Source organism: Nitratireductor mangrovi (assembly GCF_007922615.2).
Lineage (GTDB): Bacteria > Pseudomonadota > Alphaproteobacteria > Rhizobiales > Rhizobiaceae > Mangrovimarina > Mangrovimarina mangrovi.
In genome coordinates, this window is record NZ_CP042301.2 from 2,867,411 (window position 1) to 2,879,785 (window position 12,375).

At 63.2% G+C, this 12,375-nt stretch carries 16 protein-coding genes; all 16 read left to right on the top strand.

Annotated elements, in window-relative coordinates; all coding sequences use genetic code 11:
- The first annotated feature begins 126 nt into the window (after nt 1-126).
- The 16 genes from FQ775_RS13985 to FQ775_RS14060 all read left to right on the top strand — a co-directional run bounded on the left by FQ775_RS13985 (nt 127) and on the right by FQ775_RS14060 (nt 12,263).
- The gene (locus FQ775_RS13985; protein WP_146301330.1) at nt 127-906 is read left to right on the top strand and encodes a DUF1217 domain-containing protein; all 780 of its coding nucleotides are present in this window, start codon (nt 127-129) and stop codon (nt 904-906) included.
- A gap of 9 nt (nt 907-915) precedes the next feature.
- Nucleotides 916-1,635 carry a flagellar basal-body rod protein FlgF gene (flgF, locus tag FQ775_RS13990; RefSeq protein ID WP_146301331.1) on the top strand — a complete coding sequence of 240 codons (720 nt, stop codon included), beginning with the start codon at nt 916-918 and terminating at the stop codon, nt 1,633-1,635.
- A gap of 122 nt (nt 1,636-1,757) precedes the next feature.
- A complete protein-coding gene (gene fliI, locus FQ775_RS13995) occupies nt 1,758-3,047 on the top strand; it encodes a flagellar protein export ATPase FliI (protein ID WP_246730129.1) in 1,290 nt (429 codons plus the stop codon).
- Nucleotides 3,040-3,669 carry a hypothetical protein gene (locus tag FQ775_RS14000; RefSeq protein ID WP_146301333.1) on the top strand — a complete coding sequence of 210 codons (630 nt, stop codon included), beginning with the start codon at nt 3,040-3,042 and terminating at the stop codon, nt 3,667-3,669. The genes fliI and FQ775_RS14000 overlap by 8 nt, the downstream gene beginning before the upstream one ends.
- Before the next feature lie 63 nt (nt 3,670-3,732).
- Nucleotides 3,733-4,110, top strand: a complete 378-nt coding sequence (gene flgB / locus FQ775_RS14005; protein ID WP_146301334.1) for a flagellar basal body rod protein FlgB — start codon at nt 3,733-3,735, stop codon at nt 4,108-4,110.
- Nucleotides 4,111-4,115: 5 nt separating this feature from the next.
- Nucleotides 4,116-4,532 carry a flagellar basal body rod protein FlgC gene (gene flgC, locus FQ775_RS14010; protein WP_146302090.1) on the top strand — a complete coding sequence of 139 codons (417 nt, stop codon included), beginning with the start codon at nt 4,116-4,118 and terminating at the stop codon, nt 4,530-4,532.
- Complete coding sequence (gene fliE, locus FQ775_RS23985) at nt 4,529-4,855, top strand: flagellar hook-basal body complex protein FliE (RefSeq protein WP_146301335.1); 327 nt, start codon at nt 4,529-4,531, stop codon at nt 4,853-4,855. The genes flgC and fliE overlap by 4 nt, the downstream gene beginning before the upstream one ends.
- 9 nt (nt 4,856-4,864) lie before the next feature.
- Nucleotides 4,865-5,653 carry a flagellar basal-body rod protein FlgG gene (gene flgG, locus FQ775_RS14020; RefSeq protein WP_146301336.1) on the top strand — a complete coding sequence of 263 codons (789 nt, stop codon included), beginning with the start codon at nt 4,865-4,867 and terminating at the stop codon, nt 5,651-5,653.
- A 5-nt stretch (nt 5,654-5,658) separates the two neighbouring features.
- Nucleotides 5,659-6,123, top strand: coding sequence for a flagellar basal body P-ring formation chaperone FlgA (gene flgA, locus FQ775_RS14025; RefSeq protein WP_146301337.1), 465 nt, complete (start codon nt 5,659-5,661; stop codon nt 6,121-6,123).
- Nucleotides 6,120-7,340: a flagellar basal body P-ring protein FlgI gene (locus tag FQ775_RS14030; RefSeq protein WP_146301338.1), complete on the top strand. Its 1,221-nt coding sequence runs from the start codon at nt 6,120-6,122 to the stop codon at nt 7,338-7,340. Before flgA ends, FQ775_RS14030 begins: the two co-directional genes overlap by 4 nt.
- Before the next feature lie 9 nt (nt 7,341-7,349).
- Nucleotides 7,350-7,889 (top strand): MotE family protein, encoded by a 540-nt coding sequence (locus tag FQ775_RS14035; RefSeq protein WP_146301339.1) that lies wholly within the window; start codon nt 7,350-7,352, stop codon nt 7,887-7,889.
- Nucleotides 7,886-8,590 (top strand): flagellar basal body L-ring protein FlgH, encoded by a 705-nt coding sequence (flgH, locus tag FQ775_RS14040; protein WP_146301340.1) that lies wholly within the window; start codon nt 7,886-7,888, stop codon nt 8,588-8,590. The genes FQ775_RS14035 and flgH overlap by 4 nt, the downstream gene beginning before the upstream one ends.
- Nucleotides 8,591-8,601: 11 nt before the next feature.
- The gene (locus FQ775_RS14045) at nt 8,602-9,138 is read left to right on the top strand and encodes a flagellar basal body-associated FliL family protein (protein ID WP_146301341.1); all 537 of its coding nucleotides are present in this window, start codon (nt 8,602-8,604) and stop codon (nt 9,136-9,138) included.
- Nucleotides 9,135-9,872 (top strand): flagellar type III secretion system pore protein FliP, encoded by a 738-nt coding sequence (gene fliP / locus FQ775_RS14050; protein ID WP_146301342.1) that lies wholly within the window; start codon nt 9,135-9,137, stop codon nt 9,870-9,872. Before FQ775_RS14045 ends, fliP begins: the two co-directional genes overlap by 4 nt.
- 273 nt (nt 9,873-10,145) lie before the next feature.
- On the top strand, nt 10,146-11,111 hold the full coding sequence (locus FQ775_RS14055) for a flagellin N-terminal helical domain-containing protein (protein WP_146301343.1): 966 nt from the start codon (nt 10,146-10,148) through the stop codon (nt 11,109-11,111).
- A 189-nt stretch (nt 11,112-11,300) separates the two neighbouring features.
- Entirely contained in the window at nt 11,301-12,263 is a 963-nt protein-coding gene (locus FQ775_RS14060) for a flagellin N-terminal helical domain-containing protein (RefSeq protein ID WP_146301344.1), read from the top strand.
- Nucleotides 12,264-12,375 lie beyond the last annotated feature (112 nt).

A 12,375-nucleotide genomic window follows, 5' to 3' on the forward strand; every position in this document is an offset into this window, starting at 1 on the left:
TTGGGTTGGGTCATCCCAACTAGCGCGCGTGCCTTGTGTGAAGCTTGATCTGGGCCGCCGGAAAGGTTCACGCAAGGATTGCGGCCTAGCATCGCACCGGTCGAAGAAGCACCGGAGAGCCCGGCGTTGGTCAGCACCTTTGTCACCTACGCGAACATCACGCGCGATCTCGCCCAGTCGCTGAAGCGCGTGCACGCCCAGCCACAAGTGCAGCGCGAGAGCGAATATTATCTGGAAAACATCGAGAAGGTGAAATCCATCGAGGAGTTCATCGGCAACGATCGCCTCTTCCGCTATGCCATGAAGGCGTTCGGGCTCGAGGACATGTCCTACGCCAAGGCCTTCATGGTGAAGGTGCTCGAAGGCGGCGTCGACGATAGCGACAGCTTCGCCAACCAACTCAGTGATACGAAATATCGCAAGTTCGCCGAGGCCTTCAATTTCAAGCAGTTCGGCGAGAATACGACGATCTTCGAGCGAACGCGCCAGGGAACGGTGGACCGTTTCGTGCGCCAGACGCTGGAAGAGGATGCCGGCACCCAGAATGAAGGCGTGCGCCTGGCTCTTTATTTCGAGCGCAAGGCGCCGGACATTGAAAGCTTCTACTCCGTCCTCGCCGACAACGCGCTCTCCAAGGTAGTCCGCACCGCGCTCAGCCTGCCCGACTCCTTCGCGCTTCTGGATGTCGACAAGCAGGTCGAGATCTTCGAACGCACGGTCGACATCGAGGACTTCAAGGATCCGGAAGCGCTTGGCGAGTTCCTGACCCGGTTCACCAGCCTGTGGGAAATACAGAACCCGACGTCCTCGTCCTCCCTGCCGGGCATCAGCGTGCTCTTCGGCCAGCCGGCGGAATACGGCATCTCGACAGACATCCTGCTGACCATGCAGCAACTGAAGCGCTGAGGAGGCAACGTGCAGACCGGACTTTATGTCGCCATTTCCTCCCAGGTCGCGCTCGAAAAGCGCCTCAGGACAATCGCCGACAACGTCGCCAACGCCAACACCGTCGGCTTTCGCGCGACCGAGGTGAAATTCGAGGATGTCGTTACGCAGTCAGGTTCGGATTCGGTTGCCTACGTTTCGCCTGGCTCGACATACCTGTCGACGATCTCGGGACCGCTGAAGCAGACCGGCAATCCGCTCGACTTCGCCATCCGCGGCGATGCCTGGTTTGCACTCGAAACCCCCGCCGGGCCGGTCATGACCCGCGATGGGCGTTTCAGCATGCTTGAAACCGGCGAACTCGTTTCGACCGAAGGCTATCCGGTGCTCGATGCAGGCGGCGCGCCGATCCAGCTCAATCCGCTCGACGGGCCGCCAGTCGCCGGCGCAGACGGCATGCTGCGCCAGAACGGGCAGCCGCTCGGCGCCATCGGCCTCTTCAATTTCGTGCCCGGTCCGGACTTTGTCCGCTACGGCAACTCCGGCATCGTCCCCTCGGGACCGCCGGAGGCTGTCGTTGACAACCCGGAAGTGGGCGTCGTCCAGGGCTTCGTGGAAGAGTCCAACGTCAATCCCGTCAAGGAGATGACGCGGCTCATCATGGTGCAGAGAGCGTTCGAGAATGCGGCCGCGGTGATGCGCGACGGTGATCAGGCACTCGGCGAGGCCGTCAAGGCCCTCGGCAACTGATGCGACCTTCCGGACCGTTCGAAGCCTATGCCGGAGCGCCGTCGACCGCGGCGACTTCGGGAACGGGGCTGGCCACCCTTGAAACTCTGGGGCGTCTCCATCGCGGCCTCGCCGAGAGCGAAATGTTGGTCAAGCGCGGCGGCAGGATCAGCGAGGTTTCGGCAACGCATTACCGTGTGCGCGGGCTGTCGGCCCATGCCCGCCTCGGCGATATCGTCGAGCATCGCGGCCGCCGCGGTCAGTGTGCCGGCGAGATCGTCCAGATCAATGCCAGCGACGTGCTAGTCGCGCCCTTCGACACCACTTTCGACGCAGGGATTTCTGATCCGGTCTTCATCCGTGGCCCATTCCGCGTAACGCCCGACGCCTCGTGGCGCGGTCGCGTCATCGACGCGCTCGGGCGCCCGGTCGACGACCTCGGGCCAGTTGTAGGCTCGCCTGACAACACGGCGTCGACCTCGGCGACACCGTCCGCTCTGGCCCGACAGCGTGTTGCCAAGCCGTTCCGGACCGGCGTCCGCGTGATCGACATCTTCACGCCCCTTTGCCTCGGCCAGCGCATTGGTGTCTTTGCAGGATCTGGCGTCGGCAAATCGACGCTTCTCGCCATGCTGGCTTCCGCGCAAGTCTTCGACACTGTCATCATCGCGCTGGTCGGTGAACGCGGCCGCGAGGTGCGTGAGTTCCTGGAAGACACGATCGGCGCCGACAACATAAGGAAGACGGTCACAGTGGTGGCCACCAGCGATGAAAGCGCCATGATGCGGCGCCGCGCTTCCAGCACCGCCATGTCTGTCGCCGAATATTTTCGCGATCGCGGCGAACGGGTGCTGCTCATCCTCGACTCGGTGACGCGCTTTGCCCATGCGATGCGCGAGGTCGCAACCGGCGCCGGCGAACCGCCCGTGGCGCGCGGCTATCCTGCGTCCGTCTTTACCGACCTGCCCAAGCTGCTTGAACGCGCCGGCCCGGGTGGCAAGGGTGCCGGCTCGATCACGGCGATCATTTCCGTGCTGGTCGATGGTGACGACCACAACGACCCGGTCGCGGACTCGGTGCGCGGCATCCTCGACGGACATATCGTCCTCGACCGCTCCATCGCCGAGCAGGGCCGCTACCCGGCCGTCGACCCGCTCGCTTCGGTGTCGCGTCTAGCCCCGCGCGCCTGGAACGAAGGCGAGCGCGCATTGGTGACCAAGCTCAAGGCGATGATCTCGCGCTACGAAGAGACCCGCGACATTCGCATGCTTGGAGCCTACCGCGCCGGCGCGGACGCCGAACTCGACAACGCGGTGCGCCAGGTACCGGTCATCTACGACGCACTTACGCAGACGCCGCAGGACGGTCCAAGCCGTGACCCGTTCGCGGAACTGGCCAGCAGGCTGAAGAACCAGGAGGCCGCCAATGGCTAGCTGGCACCCGTTTCGCGGCCGCAAGCCGATCGCCGGGGAACCCTCCCTCGCAGGCACGCCGCCTCGCGCGTCCTCCAAGGCTGCCGCGCCCGGCAAAACCTCACGAAACGCAGGCGGCAAAAAGGGGCGCTTCAAGATCGGCGATGCTGTCCTGACCGGCCTCGGACTCGGCCTGGGAGCGGCCAGCTTCACCTTCCCCTGGTATGTCTTCTTCAATCAGGAACAGTTCGGAGTTCGGGTCGTCAATTTCGAGGAAGTGGAACGCGACTCCGACCTTTCCGGGCCTTTCTACACCCATCAGGTGGAGTGGAAACCGCGGCGGCTGAGCCCGGAAGAGGTCGCCGAACTCCCCCTCGACTTCGTGCCTACCGGGACGGTCCGCGACCGCCTCGATTCGCCCGACACCACCGGAAGCGTACAGCCCTTTCCGAAACGCGAACCTTCCTATGCGCTGGTTCACGTCGCCAACGGTCGCGCCATGATCCAGGATGCCAGAGGCTTCTGGGTCGTGGAACGGGGCTCCATATTGCCCGACAACACGCGCGTGGTGGCGATCGAGCAGCAATCGGGCAAGTGGGTGCTGCGTACCAGCGACGACCGTGTGGTCGAGATCGCCAACTGACCGGTCGCGCAAGTTCCGCGCAAGACTGCCTGCCTAGGATTCCCTTCGAGCAAGGGAATTAAGATGCAACCGGTAAGTCTGTTCGATCTGGCGGCACAGCAGGCGCGTTGGCTCTCCGTGCGCCAATCCGCCGTGGCGGGCAACATCGCCAACATGAACACGCCCGGCTACGAGGCGGTCGATGTTGTGCCTTTCGAACGTGTGCTTGAAAGCAGCAAGCTGCAGCTGTCGCCGACCCGTGTCGGGCACATGCCGATCGGGGCCGCACGCGAAGGTTTCAACATCCGTGCCGACGAGATCGAGACAACGTCCCCCTCCGGCAATTCGGTGACGATCGAGCAGGAACTCGCCAAATCTGGCGAGATCCGCCACGCCTTCGAGCTGAACACCGCGATCGTCAAGGCGTTTCACCGCATGGTCATGATGACGACGAGAAGCTGATGGCAATCGATCCGCTTTCCGTGGCCCTTCAAGTGGCCTCTTCCGGACTGGGGGTTCAGTCAGAGCGGCTGCGTGTGGTGTCGGAAAACCTGGCCAACGCGCAGTCGACCGGTGCGACACCGGGCAGCGACCCCTACCAGCGCAAGACAGTAACCTTCACGTCGGCGCTTGATCGCGACAATGGTGGGGCTTTCGTTCGTGTGCAGTCCGTTGATGTCGATCGCTCCGAATTCCCGATCGAGTACCTGCCCAATCACCAGGCGGCAAACGAGGATGGCTTCGTCAAGATGCCCAACGTCAACCCGATCATCGAAATGGCCGACATGAGCGAGGCCAACCGTTCATATGAGGCGAATTTGCAGGTCATCAAGCAGGCGCGGCAGCTGATCTCGATGACCATTGACCTGTTGAGGGCGACATGATCGCAGGACTTGGCCTGATCGACAGCATCAACCAGACCTCATTCGGCAATGGCCTGGGTGACGCCGCCGGCATCAAGCCGCCGGTCGCTCCAGTTTCCGGTGCGACCTCCTTCGCGGCCGCGGTCGAGCAAGCCGGAACGCGCACCGTCGCCTCGATGGAGCGGGCCGAAGCCCTTTCCCTTCATGCCCTCCAGGGCGGGCAGATTCAGGCGCGCGATGTGGTCGATGCCGTCATGAGCGCCGAGCAGTCTCTCCAGGCGGCGATCTCGATCCGCGACAAGATCGTGACCGCCTATCTCGAAATCAGCCGAATGGCGATCTGAGGACCAGCGATGAAAGCCCTTGCCATTGCCGCGACCGGCATGAACGCCCAGCAGCTCAATCTGGAAGTGATTGCCAACAATATCGCCAACATCAACACGACCGGCTTCAAGCGCGCCCGAGCGGAGTTTTCCGACCTCCTCTACCAGGTCGAGCGCCTGCAGGGCGTGCCCAATCGAGCCGACCAGAGCATCGTTCCGGAGGGTGCGAGCATCGGCCTCGGCGTCAAGGCATCCTCGGTGCGCAACGTCCACATGCAGGGTTCGCTTGCCAGCACCGGCAACAGGTTCGACCTGGCACTGGTCGGGCCGGGCTGGTTCCAGATCGAGGGCGCCGACGGGCAGCCTCTTTATACCCGCGCGGGAGCCTTCAATACCAACGCCAATGGCGAACTGGTTACCGCCGACGGCTTTCGCATCGTCCCCGACATTGTCTTCCCGGCCGAAACCGTCGAAGTGATCGTCAACAAGTCCGGCCAGGTCTTTGCCCGCCTCGACGACCAGGTTGAACTGCAGGAACTCGGCCAACTGACACTGGCAACCTTCGCCAACGAAGCGGGGCTGGCACCACTCGGTGACAACCTGTTCCGCGAAACCGCAGCCTCCGGCGCGGCAAATGTCGGCGTGCCGGGTGATCCGGGTTTCGCGGTGATCGAACAGGGATATCTGGAAAACTCCAACGTCGATCCGGTCAAGGAAATCACCGAGTTGATCTCGGCGCAGCGCGCCTATGAAATGAACTCCAAGGTCATCAAGGCGGCCGACGAAATGGCCTCGGTGGTCACCCAAAGCATCAGGTAACGCCCATGCGCTTCCCACGCCTCCGCATCTTTCTCCTCGCCGCCATCATGGCGGCGGGTGCCGTTTGCACGGCCGCGGCACAGGAGATGGCGGTGGTGGCCCGTCATGTCATCTATCCCGGCGAAACAATCGATGCCGGCTCGTTGTCCGAGGTCACGCTGCGCCGCAGCAACCGCATCTTTACCACGATCGCCCGTCATCCCGACGAGATTGCCGGAAAGGTTGCCAAGCGCACCCTCCTGCCCGGCAAGCTGATCCCGGTCAGCTCGGTGCGGGAAGCATATGTCGTCGAGGCGGGCTCCCCCGTTGCCGTGAGCTACGTGCACGGCGGGCTGGAAATCTCGACGATCGGCATTCCGCTCCAGCCAGGCGCTGTCGGCGATTTGGTCAAGGTCCGCAACGCCGATTCCGGCTCGGTTTTCAGCGGCATCGTGCTGGCCGACGGCTCCATCCGGGTCGGCGCCATATGATCCGCCGCCTCGCCCTGCTCGCACTTGTATCGTTCGGCTTGACGGCTCCTGCCATGTCGGGTGGCGATCTTGCTGACGGTTACACCGACGGCGGCAGCTATGCCGGCGGCGACATGCGGCATGTGAATATTGCTGCGGCCGGCGGCCCGTCCGCCCTGCCCCCCGCCACCGGCCCGGCCTCGCGCATCAAGGACATCGCGACGCTGCAGACGGCCCGGGACAACCAGCTGATCGGCTACGGCCTCGTCATCGGCCTGCAGGGCACCGGCGATGGCCTGCGCAACTCGCCCTTCACCGAACAGTCGATTCGGGCCATGCTGCGCAATCTCGGCATTGCGATGGAGGATGGCAGAGCGCGTGCCAGGAACGTCGCCGCGGTCATCGTGACCACCAACCTGCCGCCCTTCGTGCAGTCCGGATCGCGCATTGACGTCAGTGTGTCCTCGCTGGGCGACGCCACCTCGCTGGCGGGTGGCACCCTGGTCATGACACCGCTGCGCGCCCCCGACGGCGAAATCTACGCCGTGGCCCAGGGGCCAGTCTTCGTGTCCGGCTTTACCGCACAGGGCGACGCCGAGACCCTGACCAAGGGGGTACCAACGTCCGGCCGCGTGCCCAACGGCGCCATTGTCGAGCGTCAGGTCGAGGCCCGCTTCAACGATGACGCCGTCCTCACGATGCAGTTGCGCAATCCGGACTTCTCGACCGCGGTGCGCGTCACCGACACTATCAATGAATATACCGCGAGCCGGTTCGGCAAGCGCACCGCCAGCGAGCAGGATTCACGCACCATCCTGATCAAGAAACCGAACGGCATCTCCGGTGCGCGCTTCATCGCCGAGCTCGAGAACCTGATCATCCAGACCGATTCTCCGGCGCGGGTCGTCATTGACGAGCGCACCGGCACCATCGTCATCGGCCAGGACGTGAAGATATCGCAGGTGGCGGTCAGCTACGGCGCCCTCACCGTGCGCATCACCGAGCAGCCCAAGGTCGTGCAGCCGGCACCCTTCTCTCGCGGCGAGACCGCAGAGGAGCCGGCGACAATCATCGACGCGCAGCAGGACGACGCTCGCGTCGCCCTCCTTGACGGACCGGATCTGCAGACACTGGTCGCCGGCCTGAACCGCATCGGCGTCAAGCCGGACGGCATCATCGCCATCCTGCAAGGCATCAAGTCCGCGGGTGCGCTGCAGGCGGAACTGGTGCTGCAGTAGGGAGCGACCATGCCGCAACGACGCTTCACGACTGACAGGAGAAGGGCGAAGCAGGGGCTATTGGCGATCGCCTTCGCCGGCCTGTGTTTCGCCTCTGGTGCGTTCGCCGTCTCCGACTCCTTCGCCCAGGCCCGCAAGGTGCCTACCCGCCTCACCGACGAGGTCCGCGAGTTCTGTGCCAACATCATCGATGCCGCGCGCGACCGCCGCTACGCGGTACAGGCGCAGGAACTGGAAAAGCTGCGCACGGAGATCGATGACCGCATCGCGGCGCTGGAAGCCAAACGGGCCGAATACGAAGACTGGCTCAAGCGGCGCGAACAGGTCATCGACAGCGCCGAAGACAGCATCGTCGGCATTTACGCGCGCATGCGCCCCGATGCAGCCGCAGAGCGGCTGGAAAAGATGGACGCCATGCTGGCCGCCGCCATCGTGCTCAAGCTCAACCATCGCCAGGCCGGCGTGATCCTGAACGAAATGGAAGCCCGCGCCGCGGCCAGGCTCACGAGCATCATCGCCGACGTCGCCAAGTCCGAGAACCCGACATGAATCGAAACCTGTTCTTCGCGGCCGCCGCGATCGCACTCTCCGGCTGCGCTGGCGAGTTGAGCGAGATCGGGCGCGCGCCAGGCCTATCGCCGGTGGGCTCCGGCCTTGACCAGGGCAGCAGCGCGGTTCACGCCTATCCGGAACCGCCAGCCGCCCCGGTGAAGCGCTTTTCCCTGTGGGACGACACGCAGAGCCAGCTCTACGAGGACGCGCGCGCACTTTCCGTCGGCGACATCATGACCGTCTTCATTTCGATCAACGACAAGGCGATCCTCAACAACGAATCCGACCGCACCCGAACCACAAATCGCACCCTGGGGCTGGCGGGCGGCTACGAATGGGGCGGTGTTGGCCAATCCGGTGCAGCGGACGTCGACATCAACTCGCGCTCGACCGCCGCCGGCTCCGGCGCGACGGCGCGTTCTGAAAACATCCGCCTTTCCGTCGCAGCGGTCGTCACCGAAACCTTTCCGAACGGCAACCTGATGATCCGGGGCTCGCAGGAAGTCCGGGTCAACGCCGAGCTCCGAATCCTCACAATCGCCGGCATTGTGAGGCCGGCCGACATCAGCGCCAACAACACCATACCCTATGAACGCATAGCGGAGGCGCGCATTTCATATGGCGGTCGCGGCCGTCTGACCGAGGTCCAGCAACCTCCTTACGGGCATCAGTTGCTCGACATCATCTCCCCGTTCTGACGAAACCGGCAATGTCCCTCGCAAACGCCGACAACACGGACGAAGGCAAGAAGGGACCATCCCTGATCATACAGCTTGCCGTATTCGCCGTTCTGACCTTCCTCGCAATCGGTGGCGGCTGGTTTGCCGGCGCCTATCTGAAGTCGGGAACCACGGCACAACCCGAGACGGCGAAGGTGATCGTCGAAAGCGGCACGCCGGAAGCACCGGCCGAGACCGACAGCCACGAGGGCGAGACGGGTAGCGCAGAGGACGACAAACCTGCACCGCGCCTGGTCGCTTTGGACCCCGTTACGACCAATTTGAGCGCGCCCGCCGACATCTGGGTGCGCATGGAACTCTCGATGGTGTTTGCGGCGCCGCCGGACGCGGGGCTCGTTCGCCAGATTCACCAGGATATTCTGGCCTATATGCGCACCGTCACGCTTCAGCAGGTCCAAGGCGCCAGCGGTTTCCAGCATCTGAAGACCGACCTCGAGGAACGCGCACATATCCGCAGCAACGGCCTGGCGCGCGAACTCGTCATACGGACCCTGCTCTTCGAATGAGAACGATCGCGGCCCTTTTCGTTCTCTTGCTGGCCTCGGTCGGGACGGCTGGCGCGCAAGGACTCGACCTGGGTCAGATCGCCGGACAGGCCGACGGCGCCACGATCGGCTACATCATCCAGATTTTCGGCCTGCTGACGATCCTGTCGGTCGCGCCGGGTCTCCTCATCATGGTGACCAGCTTCACCCGCTTCGTGATCGTCTTCGCGATCCTCAGGGCGGGCATAGGCCTGCAAACCACGCCGGCCAACATCATCCTGATCAGCCTTGCCCTCTTCATGACCTTCTACGTCATGACGCCAACCTTCGACAGTGCGTGGAACAATGGCGTGCGCCCGCTGGTCAACAACGAGATCAGCGAAACCCAGGCGATGGAGCGCATCGCCGACCCTTTCCGCGACTTCATGCTCGCCAACGTCAGGCAGACCGACTTCAACCTTTTCGCCGACCTCGCCCGCGAACGCGGCCAGAATGTCGTCGCCGGCGAACAGGTCGACCTGAGGGTATTGGTCCCGGCGTTCATGATCTCCGAGATCAGGCGTGGCTTCGAGATCGGCTTCCTGATCGTGTTGCCGTTCCTGGTCATCGACCTGGTCGTGGCAACGGTCACGATGGCGATGGGCATGATGATGTTGCCGCCAACCGTGATCTCGTTGCCGTTCAAGATCCTGTTCTTCGTGCTGATCGATGGCTGGAACCTGCTAGTCGGCAGCCTGGTGCGCTCTTTCAACTGAGCGTCGGCAGCAAAGGCTACCTTTCATCCAAGTCCTTTCTCGGCATGCCACCAAACACCGGGCGGCGGGTAAGAATTCGTTAGCCATTTCCCGCGAAATCGGCCGAAAAATTATCGGTTTGGTAAATTTTGTCTGTCAGAACATGGTTAAGCAGGATGGATCGGCGGCCTGACTGAAGGGTGTCGACTGGCATGATGCCAAACCGTCTTACCGGTTGAGTCCGGTATGTCCCTGTTCAGTAAGTTTGTGACAGTTCAGTAGGGGACAGTTCCCATGTCGAGTATCATGACCAATGCCGCGGCTATGACCGCGCTCAAGACCCTTCAGGCCACCAACAAGGCCCTCGAAACCACCCAAAATCGCATCTCCACCGGCTACCGCGTTGCGGAAGCCAGCGACAACGCCGCCTACTGGTCGATCGCTACCACCATGCGTTCGGACAACAAGGCACTTTCCACCGTCCAGGATGCCCTCGGCCTCGGCGCTGCCAAGGTCGACGTCACCTATAACGGTATCAACGCCGCGATCGACGTCGTCGACGAGATCAAGGCCAAACTGGTTGCCGCCCGCGAGCCGGGCGTCGATCGCACCAAGATCCAGTCGGAGATCTCAGCACTTCAGGGGCAGCTGACCAGCAACGCCGCGGCCGCATCGTTCTCGGGCGAGAACTGGCTGTCGGTGGACTCCTCTGCCGGCAACTACAATGCCTCGAAGTCGATCGTGGCGTCCTTCTCGCGCGCCGCAGACGGTTCGGTGTCGATCAGCACCATCACCGTCAACACGGTCAGCATGAAGCTGTTCGACGCCGCGGCCGACGCTGCGGCTGCCGGCACCGGCATCCTCGATGGCCGTTACGACGCAGCGACCGGCGCCCTTCTCGCCGACCAGTCGGCGGGCGGTTTCCGCGTCGTGGACCTCGACATCTCGGCCCTGACCAACAGTGCCGCGGATCTGACCACGCTGGAAAACTACATCTCCGGCGTTGACGACGCCATCACCCGCATGACGACCGCAGGCTCCGATCTCGGTGCCGTGAAGAAGCGTATCAACATGCAGGTGACGTTCGTGTCGAACCTCATGGACACGATCGACAAGGGGGTCGGCACCCTGGTCGACGCCGACATGAACAAGGAGTCGACCCGGTTGCAGGCCCTTCAGGTCCAGCAGCAGCTCGGCATCCAGGCGCTGTCGATTGCGAACCAGAATTCGCAGTCGATCATGTCGCTCTTCCGAGGCTAGTTTTACGGTTAACCGACCGTCTATCCTCAATTAACTGAATCAAAATGTCCCGGCCCTATAAAGGTCGGGACTTTTTTGTCGCAGGACGGGTCGTTGCCCGCGTTTCGGGTGCTCGATTGGCATGATGCCGAGCCGTCTTACCGGTGAAGTCCGGTATGTCGAGTAACTGCGTTTTGTAAGGGGACACCCATGTCGAGTATCATGACAAATGCGTCGGCCATGACCGCGCTCAAGACCCTCCAGGCCACCAACAAGGCTCTCGAAACCACCCAGAGCCGCATCGCTACCGGCTTCCGCGTTGGCGAGGCAAGCGACAACGCCGCCTACTGGTCGATCGCAACCACCATGCGTTCGGACAACAAGGCCCTTTCGACCGTCCAGGATGCGCTCGGCCTCGGCGCCGCCAAGGTCGATGTCGCCTACACCGGCATCAACTCTGCGATCGACGTCGTCGACGAGATCAAGTCGAAGCTGGTTGCCGCCCGCGAACCGGGCGTCGATCGCACCAAGATCCAGTCGGAGATCGCCGCGCTTCAGGGTCAGTTGACCAGCAACGCGGCCGCCGCGACCTTCTCGGGCGAGAACTGGCTTTCGGTGGACTCCGCCGCCGCCGGCTACAGCGCCACAAAGACGATCGTGTCGTCCTTTACCCGCGCCTCCGATGGCACGGTTTCGGTCGGAACGATCTCTGTCGACACGGCAAGCACGAAGCTGTTCGACTCCGCGGCCGACGCCGCGGCAGCTGGTACCGGCATCCTCGACGGCCGCTACGACGCCGCGACCGGCGCCCTTCTTGCCGACCAGTCGGCAGGTGGTTTCACCGTGGCGACCCTGGACATTTCGGCTCTGACCAACAGTGCTGCCGACCTGACCACGCTGGAAAACTACATCTCTGGTGTTGATCACGCCATCGGCCGCATGACGACGGCGGCTTCCGACCTCGGTGCCGCCAAGAAGCGCATCGACCTGCAGTCGGAGTTCGTGGGCAACCTCATGGACACGATCGACAAGGGTGTTGGCACTCTGGTCGATGCCGACATGAACAAGGAATCGACCCGTCTCCAGGCGCTCCAGGTCCAGCAGCAGCTGGGCATCCAGGCCCTGTCGATGGCGAATTCCAACTCGCAGACCATCCTGTCGCTCTTCCGCTAAGCGGAACACCGGCGCTCCGGCGCCGGGCGGGGGCAAATCTCGGGCCGCGTCCTTCAGGGCGCGGCCCGATTTCATGCTACGCGCAAGCTTCGACCTCTAGTCTCCCCGAGCC

What these genes read in the sequence shown, in the direction of transcription:
- fliE (WP_146301335.1), top strand. Translation starts at nt 4,529, where the DNA reads ATGATCGCAGGACTTGGCCTGATCGACAGCATCAACCAGACCTCATTC.
- FQ775_RS14035 (WP_146301339.1), top strand. Translation starts at nt 7,350, where the DNA reads ATGCCGCAACGACGCTTCACGACTGACAGGAGAAGGGCGAAGCAGGGG.
- FQ775_RS14055 (WP_146301343.1), top strand. Translation starts at nt 10,146, where the DNA reads ATGTCGAGTATCATGACCAATGCCGCGGCTATGACCGCGCTCAAGACC.
- flgH (WP_146301340.1), top strand. Translation starts at nt 7,886, where the DNA reads ATGAATCGAAACCTGTTCTTCGCGGCCGCCGCGATCGCACTCTCCGGC.
- flgG (WP_146301336.1), top strand. Translation starts at nt 4,865, where the DNA reads ATGAAAGCCCTTGCCATTGCCGCGACCGGCATGAACGCCCAGCAGCTC.
- FQ775_RS14000 (WP_146301333.1), top strand. Translation starts at nt 3,040, where the DNA reads ATGGCTAGCTGGCACCCGTTTCGCGGCCGCAAGCCGATCGCCGGGGAA.
- fliP (WP_146301342.1), top strand. Translation starts at nt 9,135, where the DNA reads ATGAGAACGATCGCGGCCCTTTTCGTTCTCTTGCTGGCCTCGGTCGGG.
- flgB (WP_146301334.1), top strand. Translation starts at nt 3,733, where the DNA reads ATGCAACCGGTAAGTCTGTTCGATCTGGCGGCACAGCAGGCGCGTTGG.
- FQ775_RS14045 (WP_146301341.1), top strand. Translation starts at nt 8,602, where the DNA reads ATGTCCCTCGCAAACGCCGACAACACGGACGAAGGCAAGAAGGGACCA.
- FQ775_RS14060 (WP_146301344.1), top strand. Translation starts at nt 11,301, where the DNA reads ATGTCGAGTATCATGACAAATGCGTCGGCCATGACCGCGCTCAAGACC.
- FQ775_RS14030 (WP_146301338.1), top strand. Translation starts at nt 6,120, where the DNA reads ATGATCCGCCGCCTCGCCCTGCTCGCACTTGTATCGTTCGGCTTGACG.
- fliI (WP_246730129.1), top strand. Translation starts at nt 1,758, where the DNA reads ATGTTGGTCAAGCGCGGCGGCAGGATCAGCGAGGTTTCGGCAACGCAT.
- flgA (WP_146301337.1), top strand. Translation starts at nt 5,659, where the DNA reads ATGCGCTTCCCACGCCTCCGCATCTTTCTCCTCGCCGCCATCATGGCG.